The organism is Bradyrhizobium sp. CCBAU 45321 (genome assembly GCF_028128975.1).
Classification (GTDB): Bacteria; Pseudomonadota; Alphaproteobacteria; order Rhizobiales; family Xanthobacteraceae; genus Bradyrhizobium; species Bradyrhizobium yuanmingense.
Genome location: NZ_LFKZ01000129.1, coordinates 362,185 through 380,112, shown reverse-complemented (window position 1 = coordinate 380,112; position 17,928 = coordinate 362,185). Strand labels below are relative to the sequence as shown.

Annotated in this window: 17 protein-coding genes; 8 read left to right on the top strand and 9 right to left on the bottom strand. The window is 65.6% G+C overall.

Annotation, left to right across the window (positions count from 1 at the left end; all coding sequences use genetic code 11):
* The first annotated feature begins 2 nt into the window (after window positions 1–2).
* From paaE to ACM43_RS31540, 5 genes are all read left to right on the top strand, one after another.
* Window positions 3–1,085 carry a 1,2-phenylacetyl-CoA epoxidase subunit PaaE gene (gene paaE / locus ACM43_RS31560; protein ID WP_271545360.1) on the top strand — a complete coding sequence of 361 codons (1,083 nt, stop codon included), beginning with the start codon at window positions 3–5 and terminating at the stop codon, window positions 1,083–1,085.
* A gap of 101 nt (window positions 1,086–1,186) precedes the next feature.
* Window positions 1,187–1,636 carry a hydroxyphenylacetyl-CoA thioesterase PaaI gene (gene paaI, locus ACM43_RS31555; protein WP_271545359.1) on the top strand — a complete coding sequence of 150 codons (450 nt, stop codon included), beginning with the start codon at window positions 1,187–1,189 and terminating at the stop codon, window positions 1,634–1,636.
* 39 nt (window positions 1,637–1,675) lie between these two features.
* Window positions 1,676–3,007, top strand: coding sequence for a phenylacetate--CoA ligase PaaK (gene paaK, locus ACM43_RS31550; protein WP_271545358.1), 1,332 nt, complete (start codon window positions 1,676–1,678; stop codon window positions 3,005–3,007).
* Window positions 3,008–3,071: 64 nt separating this feature from the next.
* Window positions 3,072–4,073, top strand: coding sequence for a quinone oxidoreductase family protein (locus tag ACM43_RS31545; protein WP_271545357.1), 1,002 nt, complete (start codon window positions 3,072–3,074; stop codon window positions 4,071–4,073).
* A 2-nt stretch (window positions 4,074–4,075) separates the two neighbouring features.
* A complete protein-coding gene (locus tag ACM43_RS31540) occupies window positions 4,076–5,131 on the top strand; it encodes a YeeE/YedE family protein (protein ID WP_271545356.1) in 1,056 nt (351 codons plus the stop codon).
* Here ACM43_RS31540 and ACM43_RS31535 read toward each other — a convergent pair.
* Window positions 5,110–6,024: a DMT family transporter gene (locus tag ACM43_RS31535; protein WP_271545355.1), complete on the bottom strand. Its 915-nt coding sequence runs from the start codon at window positions 6,022–6,024 to the stop codon at window positions 5,110–5,112. The two genes, ACM43_RS31540 and ACM43_RS31535, sit on opposite strands and share 22 nt — an antisense overlap.
* 83 nt (window positions 6,025–6,107) lie before the next feature.
* Between ACM43_RS31535 and pdxR the strand changes: the two genes are divergently transcribed.
* Window positions 6,108–7,553 carry a MocR-like pyridoxine biosynthesis transcription factor PdxR gene (gene pdxR, locus ACM43_RS31530; protein ID WP_271545354.1) on the top strand — a complete coding sequence of 482 codons (1,446 nt, stop codon included), beginning with the start codon at window positions 6,108–6,110 and terminating at the stop codon, window positions 7,551–7,553.
* A gap of 213 nt (window positions 7,554–7,766) precedes the next feature.
* Here pdxR and ACM43_RS31525 read toward each other — a convergent pair whose 3' ends face one another.
* The 4 genes from ACM43_RS31525 to ACM43_RS31510 all read right to left on the bottom strand — a co-directional run bounded on the left by ACM43_RS31525 (window position 7,767) and on the right by ACM43_RS31510 (window position 11,251).
* Window positions 7,767–8,990, bottom strand: coding sequence for a bifunctional alpha/beta hydrolase/OsmC family protein (locus ACM43_RS31525; RefSeq protein ID WP_271545353.1), 1,224 nt, complete (start codon window positions 8,988–8,990; stop codon window positions 7,767–7,769).
* A 25-nt stretch (window positions 8,991–9,015) separates the two neighbouring features.
* A complete protein-coding gene (locus ACM43_RS31520; RefSeq protein ID WP_271545352.1) occupies window positions 9,016–9,675 on the bottom strand; it encodes a sulfite oxidase-like oxidoreductase in 660 nt (219 codons plus the stop codon).
* 86 nt (window positions 9,676–9,761) lie between these two features.
* A complete protein-coding gene (locus ACM43_RS31515) occupies window positions 9,762–10,985 on the bottom strand; it encodes a cytochrome P450 (protein ID WP_271545351.1) in 1,224 nt (407 codons plus the stop codon).
* 56 nt (window positions 10,986–11,041) lie between these two features.
* Complete coding sequence (locus tag ACM43_RS31510; RefSeq protein WP_018648108.1) at window positions 11,042–11,251, bottom strand: ferredoxin; 210 nt, start codon at window positions 11,249–11,251, stop codon at window positions 11,042–11,044.
* A 138-nt stretch (window positions 11,252–11,389) separates the two neighbouring features.
* Between ACM43_RS31510 and ACM43_RS31505 the strand changes: the two genes are divergently transcribed.
* The gene (locus tag ACM43_RS31505; RefSeq protein WP_271545350.1) at window positions 11,390–12,037 is read left to right on the top strand and encodes a TetR/AcrR family transcriptional regulator; all 648 of its coding nucleotides are present in this window, start codon (window positions 11,390–11,392) and stop codon (window positions 12,035–12,037) included.
* On the opposite strand, the gene ACM43_RS31500 is transcribed toward ACM43_RS31505, so the two are convergent.
* The 4 genes from ACM43_RS31500 to ACM43_RS31485 form a co-directional block, all read right to left on the bottom strand.
* Window positions 12,034–12,684: an aspartate/glutamate racemase family protein gene (locus ACM43_RS31500; RefSeq protein ID WP_271545349.1), complete on the bottom strand. Its 651-nt coding sequence runs from the start codon at window positions 12,682–12,684 to the stop codon at window positions 12,034–12,036. The two genes, ACM43_RS31505 and ACM43_RS31500, sit on opposite strands and share 4 nt — an antisense overlap.
* A gap of 94 nt (window positions 12,685–12,778) precedes the next feature.
* Window positions 12,779–14,128, bottom strand: a complete 1,350-nt coding sequence (locus ACM43_RS31495) for an aspartate aminotransferase family protein (protein ID WP_271545348.1) — start codon at window positions 14,126–14,128, stop codon at window positions 12,779–12,781.
* Between the two features lie 110 nt (window positions 14,129–14,238).
* Complete coding sequence (locus ACM43_RS31490) at window positions 14,239–15,657, bottom strand: amidase (protein ID WP_271545347.1); 1,419 nt, start codon at window positions 15,655–15,657, stop codon at window positions 14,239–14,241.
* Between the two features lie 115 nt (window positions 15,658–15,772).
* A complete protein-coding gene (locus ACM43_RS31485) occupies window positions 15,773–16,549 on the bottom strand; it encodes an SDR family oxidoreductase (RefSeq protein WP_157281184.1) in 777 nt (258 codons plus the stop codon).
* Window positions 16,550–16,702: 153 nt separating this feature from the next.
* On the opposite strand from ACM43_RS31485, the gene ACM43_RS31480 reads away from it, so the two are divergent.
* The gene (locus ACM43_RS31480) at window positions 16,703–17,776 is read left to right on the top strand and encodes a tartrate dehydrogenase (RefSeq protein WP_157281186.1); all 1,074 of its coding nucleotides are present in this window, start codon (window positions 16,703–16,705) and stop codon (window positions 17,774–17,776) included.
* Window positions 17,777–17,928: the final 152 nt, after the last annotated feature.

Genomic DNA, 17,928 nt, shown 5'->3' with positions numbered 1-17,928 from the left:
CCATGTCCGCAGCCGCACCGCGCTTCCATCGTCTCGCCGTCAGGGACCTCCGTCGCGAGGCTACGGACGCCGTGTCGATGACCTTCGCCATCCCCAATGAACTCGCCGGCGATTACGCCTTTACGCCCGGCCAGTATCTGACGTTGCGCGCCACGCTCGACGGCGAAGAGGTGCGCCGCTCCTATTCGATCTGCTCCGGCCCCGACGACGGCGAGATCCGTATCGCGGTGAAGAAGGTCGATGGCGGGGCGTTTTCGAGCTGGGCCGCCGAAGATCTCAAATGCGGCGACGAGCTCGACGTGATGACGCCGACGGGCCGTTTCGGCGTCGTCCCCCCGGCAGATCGTGCGCGTGTTCATGTCGGCTTCGCCGCCGGCTCCGGCATCACGCCGATCCTGTCGATCGTCAAGGGCGTGCTCGCGCGCGAGCCGGGCAGCCGCTTCTTTCTGTTCTACGGCAACCGCACCACCGACAACATCATGTTCCTCGAAGCGCTCGAGGAGCTGAAGGACCGCTTCATCGATCGCCTTTCGATCTTTTACGTGCTCTCCGGCGAGGAGCAGGACATCCCGATCCTGCATGGCCGGCTCGACGGCGACAAGGTGAGGGTGCTGCTCCGCGCGCTGGTGCCGGCGTCAAGCGTCGATCACGTCTTCATCTGCGGTCCTCTTGGCATGAGCGAGGAGATCGAGGCGACCTGCCGCGATCTCGGCATCGCGGACGAGCGCATCCATGTCGAGCGCTTCGTCTCCGAGTTCGGCGGCAAGCCGCGGCCGAAGCGGGCGGTTGCGCCCGACGCGCCGCCGAAGGCGGTCGCCTCGCTGATCATCGACGGCAAGCGCCGCGACGTGCCGGTCGCCGAGGACGAGGCCATCCTCGATGCCGCCCTGCGCGCCGGTGTCGATCTGCCCTTTGCCTGCAAGGGCGGCATGTGCTCGACCTGCCGCGCAAAACTGGTCGAGGGCGAGGCGCCGATGGACATCAACTATTCGCTGGAACCGTGGGAGCTCGAGGCCGGCTTTGTTCTCACCTGCCAGGCCAAGCCGTCCACAGAGCGGGTCGTGGTCGACTATGATCATGTCTGATCGGGCGTTCCGCGGCTCCGCAATGCAAACGCGTCGCATTATTTGACAGTTTTGGCCAAGCAGCAGAACATCATGAGCAACCGTCTGGCCGGGAGAAGCGCGTGAACGTCAAAGCCGCCCTGTCGCCTGAGGATATTGCCCGTGCCTGCGCCGATGCGATGTGGGCCGAGGACGATGCCTCCAAAGGTCTCGGTATGGAGATCGTCGAGATCGGCCCGGGCTTTGCGACGCTCGCCATGACGGTGCGGCCTGATATGGTCAATGGCCAGCGCATCGCCCATGGCGGCTTTATCTTCACGCTGGCCGATTCCGCTTTTGCGTTCGCCTGCAACTCGCACAATGAGCGCGTCGTCGCGGCACAGGGCCAGATCACGTTCATCAAGCCGGGCAAGCTTGGCGATCGTCTCATTGCCAAGGCGCGGGAGATCACGCGCGGCGGCCGCTCCGGCATCTACGATGTGCGTGTCACGGCGGGCGAGGTCGTCATCGCGGAATTCCGCGGACATTCGCGGGTCATTCCCGGCAATTGGCTGCCGGCGCAAGATCAATAAGAACAAACACAAAAGAACAGACAATGTGGGGAAACGAGGATGGCTCTGACGAGGCTCAAGGAAGGTGGCAACGCCTATAGCGCCGAGATGGATGCGCATGAGCGCGCCTCGCGCGGCGAGATCATGGCGCTGCAGAAGCAGCGGTTGGCGTGGTCGCTGAAGCACGCCTACGACAACGTCGCGCATTACCGCAAGGCTTTCGACAAAGCGGGCGTGCATCCGTCCGACTTTCGCGAGCTCTCTGATCTCGCCAAATTCCCGTTCACGGTCAAGACGGACCTGCGCGACAATTATCCCTTCAACATGTTCGCCGTGCCGCGCGAGAAGCTCGTGCGGGTGCATGCTTCATCCGGAACGACCGGAAAGCCGATCGTGGTCGGCTATACGCAGCGCGATATCGACACCTGGTCCGAGGTGATGGCGCGCTCGATCCGCGCCGCCGGCGGCCGCACCGGCATGATCATCCACAATGCGTATGGCTATGGACTCTTCACCGGCGGTCTCGGCGTGCACTACGGCGCCGAGAAGCTTGGCTGCACCGTAGTGCCGATCTCCGGGGGCATGACCGAGCGGCAGGTGCAGCTCATCAACGATTTCCGGCCCGACATCATCACGGTGACGCCGAGCTACATGTTGGCGATCCTCGACGAGTTCAAGCGCCAGAAGCTTGATCCGCGCCAGTGTTCGCTCAAGATCGGCATCTTCGGCGCGGAACCCTGGACCAACGCGATGCGCGCCGAGATCGAGGACGCCTTCGACATGGATGCGACCGACATCTATGGCCTGTCCGAGGTGATCGGCCCGGGCGTCGCTCAGGAATGCATCGAGACCAAGGACGGCCTGCACATCTGGGAGGATCATTTCTACCCGGAAGTGATCGACCCCGAGACCGGCGCGGTGCTGCCCGACGGCGAGAAGGGCGAGCTGGTCTTCACCTCGCTCACCAAGGAAGCCTTTCCGGTGATCCGCTATCGCACCCGCGACCTGACGCGGCTGCTGCCGGGCACGGCACGGCCGGGCATGCGGCGGATGGAGAAGGTGACCGGGCGCTCGGACGACATGATCATCCTGCGCGGCGTCAATCTGTTCCCGACCCAGATCGAGGAGGTGCTGCTCGCGACCGACTGGTGCGGCGGCCATTTCATCCTCGAGCTCACCCGGGAAGGCCGCATGGACGAGCTCACCATCATCGCCGAGGCGCGGCCCGAGAGCTGGGACGGCCGCGGCCTCGTCGACCATGCGGATCGGATTTCGACTCACATCAAGAATACGATCGGCGTCAGCTCCAGGGTGCAGGTGGTTGCGCCGGCCACGCTGGAGCGCTCGCTCGGCAAGGCCAAGCGGCTCTTCGACAAGCGGCCAAAGGACTGACCGGACGGATTGACTCGACCGGCCCCAGGGGCGACAAGGCCCGCGGGAAATCGCGGGTCTTTTCATGTCAGCCGATGCCAAAACCGTCGAAGCACGCTGTGTGCGCCTCAGCGCCAAAGCTGAAAATGCCGCTGCGCTTGCGCCGACAATTGAGCGGCAGATGCTTGCGCGCGGGCCGAACGATCTTCTGATCGAGGTGAAGGCTGCCGCGGTCAATCCGTCCGACGTCAAGGCCGCGACCGGGCTGATGCCCTATGCGGTGTTCCCGCGGACTCCCGGCCGCGACTATGCCGGCGTGGTGATCGACGGGCCCGCGGGCACAATGGGGCGCGAAGTGTTCGGCTCGTCCGGCGATCTCGGTATCCGCCGTGACGGCACCCATGCGAGCCATCTCATGGTCGAAGCCGATGCGGTCGTGGAGAAGCCCAAGACACTGTCCTGGGAGGAGGCCGCCGGCATCGGCGTGCCCTTCGTCACCGCGATGGAAGGCTTTCGCCGCGCCGGCTTGCCGAAGAGCGGCGAGACCGTTCTGGTGTTCGGCGTCAACGGCAAGGTCGGCCAGGCCGCGGTGCAGATCGCCACCTGGCAGGGCGCGCGCGTGGTCGGCGTGGTGCGCAGGGCGGAAGCCTATGAAGGCCACACCAACGCGCCCATCGAGGTGATCGACGCCTCCGTCATCGACGTTGCCGCGCGCGTGCGCGAATTGACCGGCGGCAAGGGTGCCGACATCGTCTTCAATACGGTCGGCGATCCCTATTTCCAGGCCGCGCACAAATCGCTCGCGCTTCGCGGCCGCCAGATCCTGATCGCCGCGATCGACCGCATCGTGCAGTTCAACATCCTCGAATTCTATCGGGGTCAGCACACTTATGTCGGCATCGACACGCTGGGTCTATCGTCGGCTGCGACGGGCGCGGTGCTGCGCGATCTCGGGCCGGGTTTTGCCAGCGGCCATCTGAAGCCGTTTCCGATCAAGGCGAATGCGATCTATCCGCTGGAGCGCGCGAAGGAAGCGTATGTTGCGGTCGCCGGCTCGTCACGTGACCGGGTGATCCTGAAGCCGTAACCATGGAATCCACGCAACTCGTTATCCTCGCCGGCCTTGCCATCGGTCTCGTCTACGGCGCCGTTGGCCTGCTCAGTGGTTTCTGCCTGATGAGCAGCATGCGCGGGTTTCTGGCGGAGGGCGACGTGCGGCTGGTGCGGACCTACGCGCTCGCAATCGCTGTTGCGATCGCTGCGAGCCAGTTCCTCGCCAGCAGCGGCACGGTCGATCTCGGCAAGTCGATCTATTTGCAGCAATCGTTTTCGCCGGCGGTGCTGTTCCTCGGCGGCCTGCTGTTCGGCTACGGCATGGTGCTTTCGAACGGCTGCGGCTCGCGGGCGCTGGTGCTGCTCGGCCGCGGCAATCTCCGCTCCTTCGTCGTCGTGATCGTGCTCGCGATTGCCGCGCAGATGACGCTGAAGGGCCTCATCGCACCGGCGCGCATTGCGCTGGTGCAGGCAACGCAAGTCACGGCTCCTGCCAACTCGCTGCCGTCCTTGCTGGCGACGCTCGGCTTCACGGAATCGCTTTCGCGCGCGCTCGCCGCGGCCGCGACAACCGTCGCGTTGAGCCTGTTCGCTTTCGCGCATCCTGCGTTCCGTCGCTCGCCCGGCCAGGTCGTAGCGGGCATCATCGTGGGCCTCCTCGTCGCCGGCGGCTGGCTGGCCACCGGCTATCTCGGTGCCGACGACTTCAATCCGGTCCCCGTGACCTCCCTTACGTTCGTCGCGCCGATCGCCGATAGCCTGCAATACGCCATGCTCTCGACCGGGCTGACGCTCAACTTCGGCATCGCGACGGTGGCCGGCGTCTTCGCCGGCAGTCTGGTTACGGCACTCGCAACAGGCCGCTTCAAGCTCGAAGGCTATTCCTCGCCGCGCCACATGCTCCGCTCAGGGACCGGTGCCGCGCTGATGGGGATCGGCGGCGTGATGGCGTTCGGCTGCTCGATCGGGCAGGGGCTCACGGGCGTGTCTACGCTCGCGCTGGGCTCGTTTGTCGCGGTCGCCGGCATCCTGCTCGGCACCGCGGCGGGCCTGCGCGGGTTTCTGCGGGTTCAGCCTCTCGCGGTGGCCTGACTGCGCAATAACCGATCGCCTAGCGTCGCAAGGCCGATGCCGGAGACGATCAGCGCGGCCGCGACGGCAAGGCTCGCGTCGATGGGTTCACCCAGAAGGATCGCAGCGCTGGCGATGCCGACCAGCGGTGTCCCGGTGGTGCCGAGCGACGTCGTCAGGGCTGAGATGCTCTTGTTGACCATCGACATCGCCCAATAAGCCAGGACCGTTCCGACCAGGCCCGAATAGAGAAACAACAGTACGAGCCTCCACGACCACTCCACATGCGGGAGGCCATCCACAGCTGCCGCGCCGACCGACAGCACGATCGTTGCCACGAGCACCTGCCAAAGCAAAAGCTGAAGCGGAGATCCGATCCAGCGATGCGCGCGGATATAGATGATGTTCGCAGCCCAAGAGATCGCGGCCAGGATGACCATGCCGGCGCCGAGCAGCACGTTTGGGTTGGTCCAGTCGATCGAGGATGGATTCAGGATGACGGCAAGGCCGATCAGCCCGAGCAGAGCGCCGGCGAGCTTCGGCGCCGTCAGCGTGTCCTTGCCGAAAAGGGGCGCGGCGAGTGCGACCCAGAGCGGCGTGGTGTAGCCGAGCACGATCCCCTTGCTTGCGGGCAGGAAGCGAAGGCCGCTGGCAACCAGGATCGAGAACAGCGTCATATGCAGCAGCGCCACGCTCAGAATCACGGGAAAGTCGCGTCGCTCCGGGATCACGAGATTGTTGCTCAGTCCGAGCAGCACGAACAATCCAGCCAGCGCGATCCAACTCCGGATTGCCGCGCTCCACAACGGCGGGACGAACTGCACGAGCTGCTTGGTCACCGACCAATTCACGCCCCAGGCCAGCACCACGATGAGGAACAGGCCGATGGCCGCACGGGGTGACAGGGTGTTCATGTCGCAGGTCCTTGAAGCAGTCCGAGCCGCCGGATAGCATCCCGACTGGCATTTGAAAAAGTGCCAGATTGGAGAAGAAGAGAGTGCCAGTATCCGACACCACGATCTCCGCGTTGATCGAGCTGAAACGGACCGATGGCCAGGGGCTGGTGGCGCAACTGACGAGCCAGCTGCGAGGCCTGATCGCGACCGGCCGCCTCGGCAAAGGCCGCGTGCTGCCGTCGAGCCGACAGCTTGCGAGCGATCTCGGCGTCTCGCGCAACACCGTCACATACGCGTTCGAGCAGCTCGCGGCCGAGGGATATGTCGCAGCGTCTCATGGCCGCCGTCCCGTGGTCATGATCGACGGCCACGAACGCATCGAACGGGGCGCCGTCGCAGCGGGCGAATGCGTCGGCAAACTGCAGCTCTCGCCTTGGGCTACGAAGCTCCAGCAGGCCGACTGGCCGATGTCTTACCGGGGGGAGCTCAAACCGCTGCGCCCGGGGCTGGGCGATTTCAGGGAGTTTCCGAACGAGGTCTGGGCACGCTGCCTGCGCCGCAGTGCCGTGCATGCAGGCAGGCGCGAGCTGGGACCGGTCAACCGGCTGCGCCTGCGGGAGGCGCTGACGCATTATCTGGCGACGAACCGGGACGTCCGCGCCACGGCGGAGCAGATCATGATCCTGCCGAGCGCGCAGGCCGCGCTGACCTTGATTGCTGCCACACTCATTTCGCCGGGCGATCATGTATGGGTTGAAGACCCAGGCTATCCCGGGGCGGCGGCTGCCTTTCACGCATCCGGCGCGCGCCTGACCGGCATCAGGCTGGACGAACAGGGCATGCAGCGAATGCCAGGCCTTGGAGCTCCTAGGCTGATCTTCATGACGCCCTCGCATCAGCACCCAACCGGCCGATTGATGTCGTTAGCCCGCCGAACCGAGTTTCTCGCGGCAAGCCGGCCCGGCAGGACCTGGATCGTCGAGGACGATTACGACGGCGAATTCCACTACGACAGCCGGCCGGTGCCGGCCTTGCAGGGGTTAGATGCCCATGGCCGTGTGTTCTATGTCGGCACATTCTCGAAGGCGATGAGGTCGGACATCCGGCTCGGCTATCTGGTCGCGCCGGCGGCGCTGGTCAGCACCTTGGAGATTGCGCAGCAGCACATGGGACTGATCGCCGCCAGCCACATCCAGGAGGCACTGGCCGAATTCATCGCCGATGGGCACTTCCTCGCGCATCTGCGCCGGATGCGCCGGCTCTATCACGCGCGCCGCGATCACCTCGTCGAGGAGCTGCAGCGGCATCTCGGTGGCATGCTCTCGGTCGAGGTGCCCCCCGGCGGTATCCAACTCGTCGCCCGCCTCAAGCGCGGTCGGGCCGATCAGGCTGCAGTCAAGCGACTGGTCGCTGCGGGCGTCGAAACGCGAGCTCTGTCCAGCCTTGCGCTCGGCCGCCCGCGCGATCACGGCCTGCTGCTCGGCTTTGCGGCGTGGCGCGAAAACGAGATCAGCGCGGCCGTGCGCACGATGGCGTCGTGCTTTTAGAGCATGGAGATAAGGCTCGATGCGGCAACGAAGGAGGTGCGCTCCCTCTCCCGCTTGCGGGAGAGGGGTGGGGAGAGGGTGTCTCCGCAAGCGAGAATCCCCATGTGGAGAGAACCCTCACCCGGCGCTTCGCGCCGACCTCTCCCGCAAGCGGGAGAGGTTCGAACGAGCCCGCGGGCGGTCTATTCAACTTAAAGCCAATCCGCTTAGGCGCTACCCGACGGCCTTCGTCACGATCCGGATCTCCGACGTCAGCGTCCGGTGCACCGGGCATTTGTCGGCGATCTCCATCAGCTTCTTGCGCTGCTCGGCATCGAGCGCGCCGTCGATCGCGATGTCGCGCTCGATCTGGTCGAGCATGCCCTCGCGTGTCTCGCACTCCGCACAATCCTTGGCGTAGATCTTGGAATGCTTCAGCGTGACCGTGACGCGGTCGAGCGGCAGCGACTTGCGGTCGGCATAGAGACGCATAGTCATCGAGGTGCAGGCACCTAAGCCGGCGAGCAGGAAATCGTACGGGCCGGGCCCGGCATCCGCGCCGCCGGCCGCAATGGGCTCGTCCGCCACCAGATGATGCGGGCCGACAATGATGGTCTGGTTGAACGTGCTCTTGCGGGTCTCCTGCACGACGACCTTGCGCGGCTCCTCCGGCAGATCCATCGCCTTCGCGGGCGTCGCTGCATCGACGTAACGGCTGGCCCAGGCCACGATCATGTCGGCCGTGTAGAGCGCGTCGGCAGGCTTGGTCAGAAGATGATCGGCGTGGTCGAGCGAGACGAAGCTCTTGGGATGTCTTGCCGCGACGAAGAGCTTCGTTGCGTTGTCGATGCCGACGGTGTCGTCAACGGGCGAATGCATCACCAGCAGCGCCTTGTGCAGGCCGGTGACGTCCTTCATCAGCTCGTGCTCGGCGATGTCGTCGAGGAATTCGCGCTTGATCCGGAACGGGCGTCCCGCGAGCGACACTTCGACCTCGCCCTGCGCGCGGATGTTGTCGAGATGCTCCCGGAACAGGCCGGTGACGTGAGCGGGATCCGAGGGCGCCGCGATGGTGGCCACCGCTCTCGCCTCGGGAATCCGTCCGGCAGCGGCGAGGATCGCGGCGCCACCCAGGCTATGGCCGATCAGGATCGAGGGTGCCTTGCGGGTCTCGCGCAAATGATCGGCGGCGCGGACGAGATCGGCGACGTTGGAGGAGAACGTCGAATTGGCGAAATCGCCGCCACTGGAACCAAGCCCGGTGAAGTCGAAGCGCAGCACCGCGATGCCCTTGGCAGCGAGCGCGACCGAGATGCGCTTGGCGGCCAGCGTGTCCTTGCCGCAGGTGAAGCAGTGCGCGAACAGCGCGAACGCCGCGGGCTCGCCGTCAGGCAGCTCCAGCGCGGCCGCGAGCTGGTGGCCGCCTTCGCCGGTGAATTGAAAGCGTTCCGTCGGCATGGGCTTCCCCCCGTCTTGCTCGAACCTAATCGCCCGAATAGCGCTGCTCGGCCCAGGGATCACCGCGGTTATGATAGCCGCGGACTTCCCAGAAGCCCGGCGCGTCCTCGGTCAGGAATTCGATGGCCTGGAGCCATTTCGCGCTCTTCCAGAAATAGAGGTGCGGTACGACCAGTCGCACCGGGCCGCCATGCTCGTCCGTCAGCGGCTGGCCGGACCAGGTGTGGGCGAGCAGCGCGTCCTCGGCGGCAAAATCCTCCAGCGCGAGATTGGTGGTGTAACCGTCATAGGAATGCAGCACGACGAAGCGGGCATCCTCGCGCGGCTGGCAGGCCGCCAGCAGCTCACGCGTGGCGAGCCCTTCCCATTCGTTGTCATAGCGCGACCAGGTCGTGACGCAATGGATGTCCGAGGTGAACTGGGACTGCTTCTGCGCGGCGAATTCGGCAAAGGTCCAGAAAACGGGGGTCTCGACCGCGCCATAGACGTCGAGCCGCCAGCGCTCGCGCGAGACCGGCGGCGTGACCCCGAGATCAAGCACCGGCCAGTCCTTGGTGAGATGCTGCCCGGGTGGAAGCCTTTGATCCTCCGGGCGTGTAATCTTGCCGGTGAGAAAGCGGCCCTCGCGCGCCCACTTCTCCTTGGTGCGCGTCAGCTTGCTGTCGGATGGCGTCTCGTCGGTCATGGCCTGTGCTGGTGGCGATGCATGGCTGAGGCGTGCTTGGTGTTGCGCACGCCATGAAAGGCCTGTCCGCTTCCTTTGGGAAGGCCTTACATCGCCTTTCCGAGCAAAAATGGCAACTGGCGGGGGCCGCGCACCGTTCCTTGCGACCAAGTCACCGTACCTGCCGGATCGAGCCGGAAGTCGGGAATCCGCTTCAGCCATTCCTCCAGCGCCACCTGCATTTCCATGCGCGCGAGGTTGGAACCGACGCAGCGGTGGATGCCGAGGCCGAAGGCCGCATGGCGGTTCTCGCGCCGGTCGATCACGACTTTGTCAGCGTCCGGAAACATCTTGGGGTCGCGGTTGGCTGCCGGGAACGACAGCAGCACCATGTTGCCCGGCTTGACCGGACAGCCGGATACCGTGGTCTCCTTGACCACTTCACGCGCCATCGTCACCGGCGAATAGGCGCGCAGCAGCTCCTCCACGGCTGTCGGGATCAGTCCGGGCTCGGCGATCAGCCGCTCGCGGTCGGCCGGCGTCTTCGCAAGATGCCAGAGCGAGGAGCCGATCGCGCTCCAGGTGGTGTCGATGCCGGCGATCAGCAGCAGGCGCAGCGAGCCCATCACATGGGTGTCCTCGAGCGGATTGCCGTTCTTGTCCCTGGCGTTCATCAGGTAGGAGATCAGATCGTCGGTGGGCTTGCTCTTGCGCGCTTCGATATGGCCGCCGAAATAGGCCGTCATCTCCTGCACGGCCTGGAGCAGCTTGCTCTCGTCCCTGATGCCGAGCTCGAGGATCATGTGGATCCAATTGATGAAAAGGTCGCTGTCGCTCTCGGGGATGCCGAGCATGTGCGCGATCGCCCGGACCGGGATGTGCTTGGTGTAGCGCGCCGCAGCGTCCACCCTCTGCTCGGCGATGAAGTCGTCGATCAGCTCGTTGCAGATGGCGCGGACGCGCGGCTCGAGCTTCTTCATCGCGTCCGGGGTGAACGGCGGCAGCAGCAATTGCTTGGCCGGTTTGTGCTCGGGCGGATCGGAGGTGATCGGCGGGGCTGCGTTCCGGCTGGTGATTTCCGGCCGTACGTCGCGGACGATGATGCGGCGGGAGGAGAAGTGCTCGGTGTCGTTGGCGATCTCGCGCACGGCCTCATAGGTCGTCGGCAAATAGCAGCCGAGGAAGCGTTCGGTGTGCACCACGGGACTTATGGCCCGCAGCTCGTCCCAGATCGGGAACGGGTCCTCGGTCCATTGCGGATCGGTGTGGTCGAAATCATGGACCCAGTCGGTGACGGGCGGATGGGCGACAGGCTGGTCGACGTCGGACATGCTGGGAATCCCTTGGCTCGTATTCGCTGAACGCATGCGGGGCGGCAACGGCCGCACTATTCCTCGATCACATCGATTGCGATTTCCGGGCAGTTGGATTTCGCAAGCCAGGCCTTGTCCTCGAGTCCTGGCGGGACGGTGCCGTCACCAGCTTCGTGCGCGTTGCCGTATTCGTCGAGTTCGAAAAGCTCCGGCGCGAGCGCCTTGCAGCGGGCATGACCCTGGCATTTGTCGGGATCGACGTGAACCTTCAGTCGCTCTGCCATTCTCGGCTTCCTTGGTCGTGTGCGCGCGAGGGCCCGAAGGCGGCGCGTTTCCTCATCCCAGCTTTATTTAAGTTATATGCTATTACATTCGCGGCGGGCTTCCCCTGTCAAGCGCAAACTTATAGGCTTCGCCCCGACATGCGCTCACGACCAGCCCGCAAGCCCGAGAAGACCTACCACCATGGCGATCTCCGCGATGCGTTGATCGAGGCCGCGCTGCAAGAGGCAGAGCGGGGCGGCGCGGAGGCCATCAGCATCAAGGCGCTTGCCAAGAAGCTCGGGGTCTCGCAGCCGGCGCCATACCGGCATTTTGCCGACCGCGAGGCGCTGCTCGCCGCCGTCACCGCGCAAGCATTCCGGCAGCTCTCGGCGCTCTTGCGCGAAGCGATGGCAAAGCCGTCGCAGCAATCGAAGCTCTCGCGGCTCGCACAGGCGACGCTCAATTTCGGCTTGCGCCGGAATGGCATCTACCGCCTGATGTTCGCCTCGCGCACGGTGTCCTGCGCGGTCAAGGGCAGCGAGCTGCACGAGGCGACGCGGGAGACCTTTGCGCTCGTCATCGAAGCTCTGGAAGCGCCCGCCGTGGGTTATTTGCGCGAACGGCAGGCGCTCAAGATCTGGGCGGCGCTGCATGGGGTGGTGATGCTGGCCGAGCAGGGCCTCTTCACCGGCGAGGCGGCGCATGCCACGCGCGAGGAACTGGTCGAGGATTTCGTCAACGAGACGAAGGCTGCGCTTGCGATCGCGATCAAGGATGCGCGGCGTCGGACCAAGGCCGGCGCTTAGGGCTTCGCCTTCAGCAGCTTCATCAGCTTTTCGACCGCGCTGTCCGGCGTGGTCACGACAGGGCGGCCGGTGGCCTCCGCGACCAGCGGCGCCGTCGCGGCGATGCTGAATTGCGCCAGCGCGATGACGTCGCAATCGCGCAAGCTCCGTGAGGCCTCCGCGATCAGCTGGTCATGCGTGGCGCGGTCGCCGCGGTCGAGCGCGGCCAGCGCGCCGTCGGCGAGCTTCGGCACCACCTCGACGGAGGCGGGAAACTCGGGCGGCATCGACGCCAGCGTCGGCGGAAAGCTCGAGAGCAGGCCGATGCGTCGGCCCATGGTCACCGCCCTCTCAATCATGGCCTCGTTCGGCTTCAGCACGGGCATCGGCGCATGCGCGCGCGCGACGGCCTCGATGCACGGGCCGAAGGCGGAGCAGGTGAACAGGATTCCATCCGCTCCCGTCGCCGCCGCGTAGTCGCCGAGCGCGAGGAACCGTTCCGTCATGGCATTGTTGAGTTGCCCGTCGCGGGCGAGATCCGCCGAGAGACTGTCGTCAAGCAGGTTCATCAGTCGCGCCTCGGGCCACGCCTGCGCAAACGCTGCCTCGATCGGGGCGATGGAATGCTTGAGGGCGTGGATAAGGGCGATGCGAGGGGGCGTCGTCATGGAACGTCATTGCGCATGGAAGGTCTCGCACTTTTGAGACGCTGTGCATCGCGAAGTGCTACGTTCCGGTCGACGAAACGGTGCGCGCCGCCCCTCATTCGTCGACACTGCGTAATACGTTATCGACGGCGGTTCCCAGCTTGTCGACGATCAGGTCGATCTCGCGAGCCGAGGTGATGTAGGGCGGCGCCAGCAGCACGTGATCGCCGCGGACACCGTCCACGGTGCCACCCCCGGGATAGCAGCCGAGCCCATGCGCAAACGCCTCGGCCTTGATCTTCTGGTTCAGCTTGAGCGCCGGATCGAACGAGGTTCGGTCGGCGCGGTCGGCGACGAGCTCGATTGCCCAGAACAGGCCGCGTCCCCTGATGTCGCCGACATGGCGATGATTGCCGAAGCGCTCGATCAGGCGCTGCTCGAGCTGCTTGCCGCGCTCCTTCACGCGGGCGAGCAGGCCGTCCTCCCGGATGACGTCCTGCACCGCGAGCGCGGCCGCGCAGGCGAGGGGGTGTGCGAGATAGGTGTGACCGTGCAGGAACGCGCCCGAGCCCGCGCGGATGGTGTCGATGATCCTGCCGCTGACGAGCATGGCACCGATCGGCTGATAGCCGCCGCCAAGCCCCTTGGCGATCGCCTGAATATCGGGCGCGACGCGCTCCTGCTCCCAGGCATGCGTCGTGCCGGTGCGGCCCATGCCGCACATGACCTCGTCGAGAATGAGCAGTGCACCGTGGCGGTCGCAGACCTCGCGCACCGCTTTGAAGTAGCCGTCCGGTGCGGTCACGGCGCCGGCGGTGGCGCCGACGACGGGCTCGGCGAGGAAGGCCGCGACGGTGTCGGGGCCGAGCCGCTGGAACTCGGCTTCGAGCTCGGTGGCGAGGCGCGCCACAAACTGCGCATCCGACTCGCCCTCGCGCTTCTCGTGATAGGTGAAGGCCGGCGTGACGTGGCTGAAAGCGGTCGACAGCAGCGGCGCATAGGGCGCGCGGCGCCAGGCGTTGCCGCCGGCGGCAAGCGCGCCGAGCGTGTTGCCGTGATAGCTCTGTCGCCGCGCGATGAAATGCTGCCGCTGCGGCTCGCCGCGCTCGATGAAATATTGCCGCGCCAGCTTGATGCTGGCTTCGATTGCCTCCGATCCGCCGCTGACGAAATAGGCGTAGGCGAGCCCGCCGGGCTCGTGTCCGACCAGCTTTTCGGCCAGTGCTTCAGCCGGCTCGGAGGAGAAGAAAGCCGTGTGCGCGTAGGCGAGGGTGGACGCCTGATTTGCCATCGCCGCGATGACGCGCGGGTGCTGGTGGCCGAGGCAGGAGACCGCCGCGCCACCGGAGGCATCGATGATGCGGCGTCCGTCCTCGGCGAAGAGATAAATGCCCTCGCCGCCGATCGCCTTGGGTGGCGTTTCGCGCAGTGAGCGATGTAGCACACGGCTGGTGCGAGTGCTCATGGATCAACCTTTCTCCGAGACGCAGGTCGGCCGCGGCAAGCCGCGCCTCGGTATGTTGCCGCCGCCGAGCGAGAACGCCCCTCCGGCGAACGACTGCGCAGGCGCGGAGCTCAGTCCTTCACCTTCGGATAGATCGGCGTCGTGCCGCGCAGGCCCAGAATGTCTTCCAGCACCTTCGCTCCGGCGATCACCTGCGCGTCGGCGCGCGGCGCGCCGACTACCTGCACGCCGACCGGCAGGCCCGAAGCCGTGAAGCCGCAGGGCAGGGAGAGAGACGGGCAGCAGGCCAGCGTGATGGCGTAGACGATGCCGAGCCACTCGACGTAGTTTTCGAACCTCTTGCCGGCGCATTCGGCGACATAGCGATGCTCGATCGGGAAGGGCGGAACGATCGTGGTCGGCGTCAGCAACAGATCGTAGCTCTTGAAGAACTCGATCGCCCGCGCCGTCATGCCGACGCGCTGCGCCTCGGCGCGCGCGAGCTGCTCGACCGTGAGCTTGAGGCCTTCCTCGATGTTCCAGATCACCTCGGGCTTGAGCAGGTCGCGCTTGGTGCGCAGCAGATTGGCCTTGGTGATCGCAAAATCGAAGGCGCGCAGCACGTGGAAGCATTCATGCGCCTCGCGCCAGTCCGGATGCGCCTCCTCGACGATGGCGCCGGCTTCGGCGAAACGTTCGGCGGCCTTTCGTGTGATCGCCTTCACTTCGGGATCGACCGGGGTGATGCCTAGATCGGGCGAATAGGCGATGCGCCTCGGCCGCTTGCCCGCCTGGGCCGCCGACAGGAACGAGGTTGCGGGAGCCGGCAGCGACAACGGATCGTCGGCATAGTCGCCGCTCATGGCATCCAGCAGCAGCGCGAGATCCTCGACGTTGCGCGCCATCGGGCCGACCACGCCGAGATTGCGATCGATGCCGGACTTTGGGGTATGCGCGACGCGGCCGATGCTCGGCCGCATGCCAACGACGCCGCAGAAGGCCGCGGGGCTGCGCAAGGATCCGCCCATGTCGGAGCCTTGGGCGAGCCAGGCCATGCCGGTCGCCAGCGCCACCGCCGCGCCGCCGGAGGAGCCCGCGGCCGATTTCGTCGTGTCCCAGGGATTGAGCGTCGCGCCGAACACCTCGTTGAACGTGTTGGCACCGGCCCCGAACTCCGGCGTGTTCGACTTGGCGTAGACGACCGCGCCGTTGGCCTCGAGGTTCTCGACCATGAGGTCGGACTTCGCGGGGATGTTGTCCTTGAAGATCGGCGAGCCCTGCGTGTTCAACACGCCTGCAACGTCGGTCAGATCCTTGATTGGCACCGGCAGGCCGGCGAGCAGCCCGCGCGCGCCGGCCGGCTTCTGCATCAATGTCTTCGCACTCTCCCGAGCGCGATCGAAGCACAGCGTCGGCAGCGCGTTGACCTTGCCGTCGACCTCCTTGATGCGCTTCTCCAGCACGTCCAAGAGCTCGAGCGGCGAGACGTCGCCGGAGCGCAGCTTGTCGACGACGGTGCAGGCGGTTTCGCGGATCAGGTCTTGAGACAACTATCTTACTCCAGTGCTTGTTGTGTCGTCATTGCGAGCGCAGCGAAGCAATCCAGACTGTCACTGCGGCAAGATCCTGGATTGCTTCGCTGCGCTCGCAATGACGAGAATAGAGTTAACCCCACCCGGCGCTGATGCCGCCGTCAACGGTATAGATCACCCCCGACGTATAGCCGGCGCGATCCGAGGCCAGGAACGCCATGAGGTCGCCGATCTCGCGCGCATGCGCGGGACGGCCGAGCGGCAGGCTCTTCTGGAATTCCTTGTAGCGGCTCTCGTCGCCGAACTGGTGCTTGGCCCGCGTCTTCAGCAGGGTGACGTGGCGGTCGGTGCCGACGGGGCCGGGATTGATGCCGACCACGCGGATGTTGTCGGCCAGGCTCTTGCCGCCGAGCGCCCGTGTGAACGCCATCAGCGCGGCATTGCCGGCGCTGCCGCAGATGTAGTTGGCGTCGAACTTCTCGCCGGCCGCGCCGATGTCGTTGACGATGACGCCGCCACCCCTGGCTTTCATCTGGGCGTAGATGTAGCGCGTCAGGTTGATATAGCCGAACACCTTCAATTCCCAGGCGTGCCGCCAGGTCGCCTCGTCGATCTTGTCGATCGAGCCGCCGGGGATGTCGCCGGCGTTGTTGACGAGCACGTCGATGTCGGCGGCTTCCTTCGCCAGCCGGGCCACGTCCTCCTCCTTGCGCAGATCGACGATGCTCGTTGTGGCGTCGATCTGGTGCGCGGCGCGCAAACGGTCGGCCAGCGCCTTGAGTTGATCGCCGCTACGCGCCGCGAGGAGGAGATGCGCGCCTTCCTCGGCGAAGGCCTCGGCGGCGGCTGCGCCAATGCCCTTGGACGCGCCGGTGATCAGGACGCGCTTGCCGCGCAGATGCAGATCCATGAGGGTACTCGTTCGTGGGAATAGGATCAAATCAGTAGGCGCTTGGCCGCGCCATGGTCAACATTGCAGTGCAGCGTTGCACTGCCGCCGCGTTTGGTCCATTGCAGTGCAGTCAGAAGGCGGCGACTGCCGGACCAACCAAGGACGTTCTCGATGAGCAAGAAACAATACCGGATCGCGGTCATTCCCGGCGACGGCATCGGCAAGGAGGTGATGCCCGAGGGCCTGCGCGTTTTGGAGGCGGCGGCGAAGAAGCACAACGTCTCGCTGCATTTCGACCATTTCGACTTCTCCTCTTACGACTATTACGAGAAGCACGGCCAAATGATGCCCGACGACTGGAAGGAGAGGATCGGCAAGCACGATGCGATCTATTTCGGTGCGGTCGGCTGGCCGGCCAAGATCCCGGACCACGTCTCGCTGTGGGGCTCGCTGATCAAGTTCCGCCGCGAGTTCGACCAGTACGTGAACCTGCGCCCGGTGCGGCTGATGCCCGGCGTGCCGTCGCCGCTGGCGGGGCGCAAGCCCGGCGATATCGATTTCTGGGTGGTGCGCGAGAACACCGAAGGCGAATATTCCTCGGTCGGCGGCCGCATGTTCCCGGACACCGACCGCGAGTTCGTGACGCAGCAGACGGTGATGACCCGCACCGGCGTCGACCGCATCCTGAAATTCGCCTTCGAGCTCGCGCAGTCGCGGCCCAAGAAGCACCTGACCTCGGCGACCAAGTCCAACGGAATCTCGATCACCATGCCCTATTGGGACGAGCGCGTGGAGGCGATGGCCAAGAAGTTTCCAGGCGTGAAGTGGGACAAGTACCACATCGACATTCTCACCGCGAACTTCGTGCTGCATCCGGACTGGTTCGACGTCGTGGTCGGCTCCAACCTGTTCGGCGACATCCTCTCCGACCTCGGCCCGGCCTGCACCGGCACCATCGGCATCGCTCCGTCCGGCAACATCAACCCCGAGGGCGATTTCCCATCCGTGTTCGAACCGGTGCACGGCTCGGCGCCCGACATCGCAGGCCAGGGCATCGCCAACCCGATCGGCATGATCTGGTCCGGCGCGATGATGTTCGAGCATCTCGGTGAGAAGGAAGCCGGCAAGTCGATCGTCGAGGCGATCGAGCGCACGCTCGCCGAACGCACGCTGCGCACCAAGGATCTCGGCGGCAATGCCGACACGACGGCGTGCGGCAAGGCGGTTGCGGATATGGTGGATTGAGGCGGGGCACCCTGCGTAGGGTGGGTTAGCCCTGCGGCCGCGCGAAGCGTGGTCCGCTGGGCGTAACCCGCCACTGTTCGTATCCGCAGAGACAGAAGTGGTGGGTTGCGCCAAGCAGATGCGCTTCGCGCATCCGCTCGGCTAACCCACCC

Bases quoted from the DNA above. Each gene is read 5' to 3' on its own strand.
- ACM43_RS31515 (WP_271545351.1), bottom strand. From the start codon at position 10,985: ATGTCCGACGTCGACCAGCCTGTCGCCCATCCGCCCGTCACCGACTGG.
- ACM43_RS31520 (WP_271545352.1), bottom strand. From the start codon at position 9,675: ATGACCGACGAGACGCCATCCGACAGCAAGCTGACGCGCACCAAGGAG.
- ACM43_RS31500 (WP_271545349.1), bottom strand. From the start codon at position 12,684: ATGACGACGCCCCCTCGCATCGCCCTTATCCACGCCCTCAAGCATTCC.
- ACM43_RS31540 (WP_271545356.1), top strand. From the start codon at position 4,076: ATGGAATCCACGCAACTCGTTATCCTCGCCGGCCTTGCCATCGGTCTC.
- ACM43_RS31545 (WP_271545357.1), top strand. From the start codon at position 3,072: ATGTCAGCCGATGCCAAAACCGTCGAAGCACGCTGTGTGCGCCTCAGC.
- ACM43_RS31495 (WP_271545348.1), bottom strand. From the start codon at position 14,128: ATGAGCACTCGCACCAGCCGTGTGCTACATCGCTCACTGCGCGAAACG.
- paaK (WP_271545358.1), top strand. From the start codon at position 1,676: ATGGCTCTGACGAGGCTCAAGGAAGGTGGCAACGCCTATAGCGCCGAG.
- ACM43_RS31510 (WP_018648108.1), bottom strand. From the start codon at position 11,251: ATGGCAGAGCGACTGAAGGTTCACGTCGATCCCGACAAATGCCAGGGT.
- ACM43_RS31485 (WP_157281184.1), bottom strand. From the start codon at position 16,549: ATGGATCTGCATCTGCGCGGCAAGCGCGTCCTGATCACCGGCGCGTCC.
- ACM43_RS31480 (WP_157281186.1), top strand. From the start codon at position 16,703: ATGAGCAAGAAACAATACCGGATCGCGGTCATTCCCGGCGACGGCATC.
- ACM43_RS31505 (WP_271545350.1), top strand. From the start codon at position 11,390: ATGCGCTCACGACCAGCCCGCAAGCCCGAGAAGACCTACCACCATGGC.
- ACM43_RS31535 (WP_271545355.1), bottom strand. From the start codon at position 6,024: ATGAACACCCTGTCACCCCGTGCGGCCATCGGCCTGTTCCTCATCGTG.
- paaE (WP_271545360.1), top strand. From the start codon at position 3: ATGTCCGCAGCCGCACCGCGCTTCCATCGTCTCGCCGTCAGGGACCTC.
- ACM43_RS31525 (WP_271545353.1), bottom strand. From the start codon at position 8,990: ATGCCGACGGAACGCTTTCAATTCACCGGCGAAGGCGGCCACCAGCTC.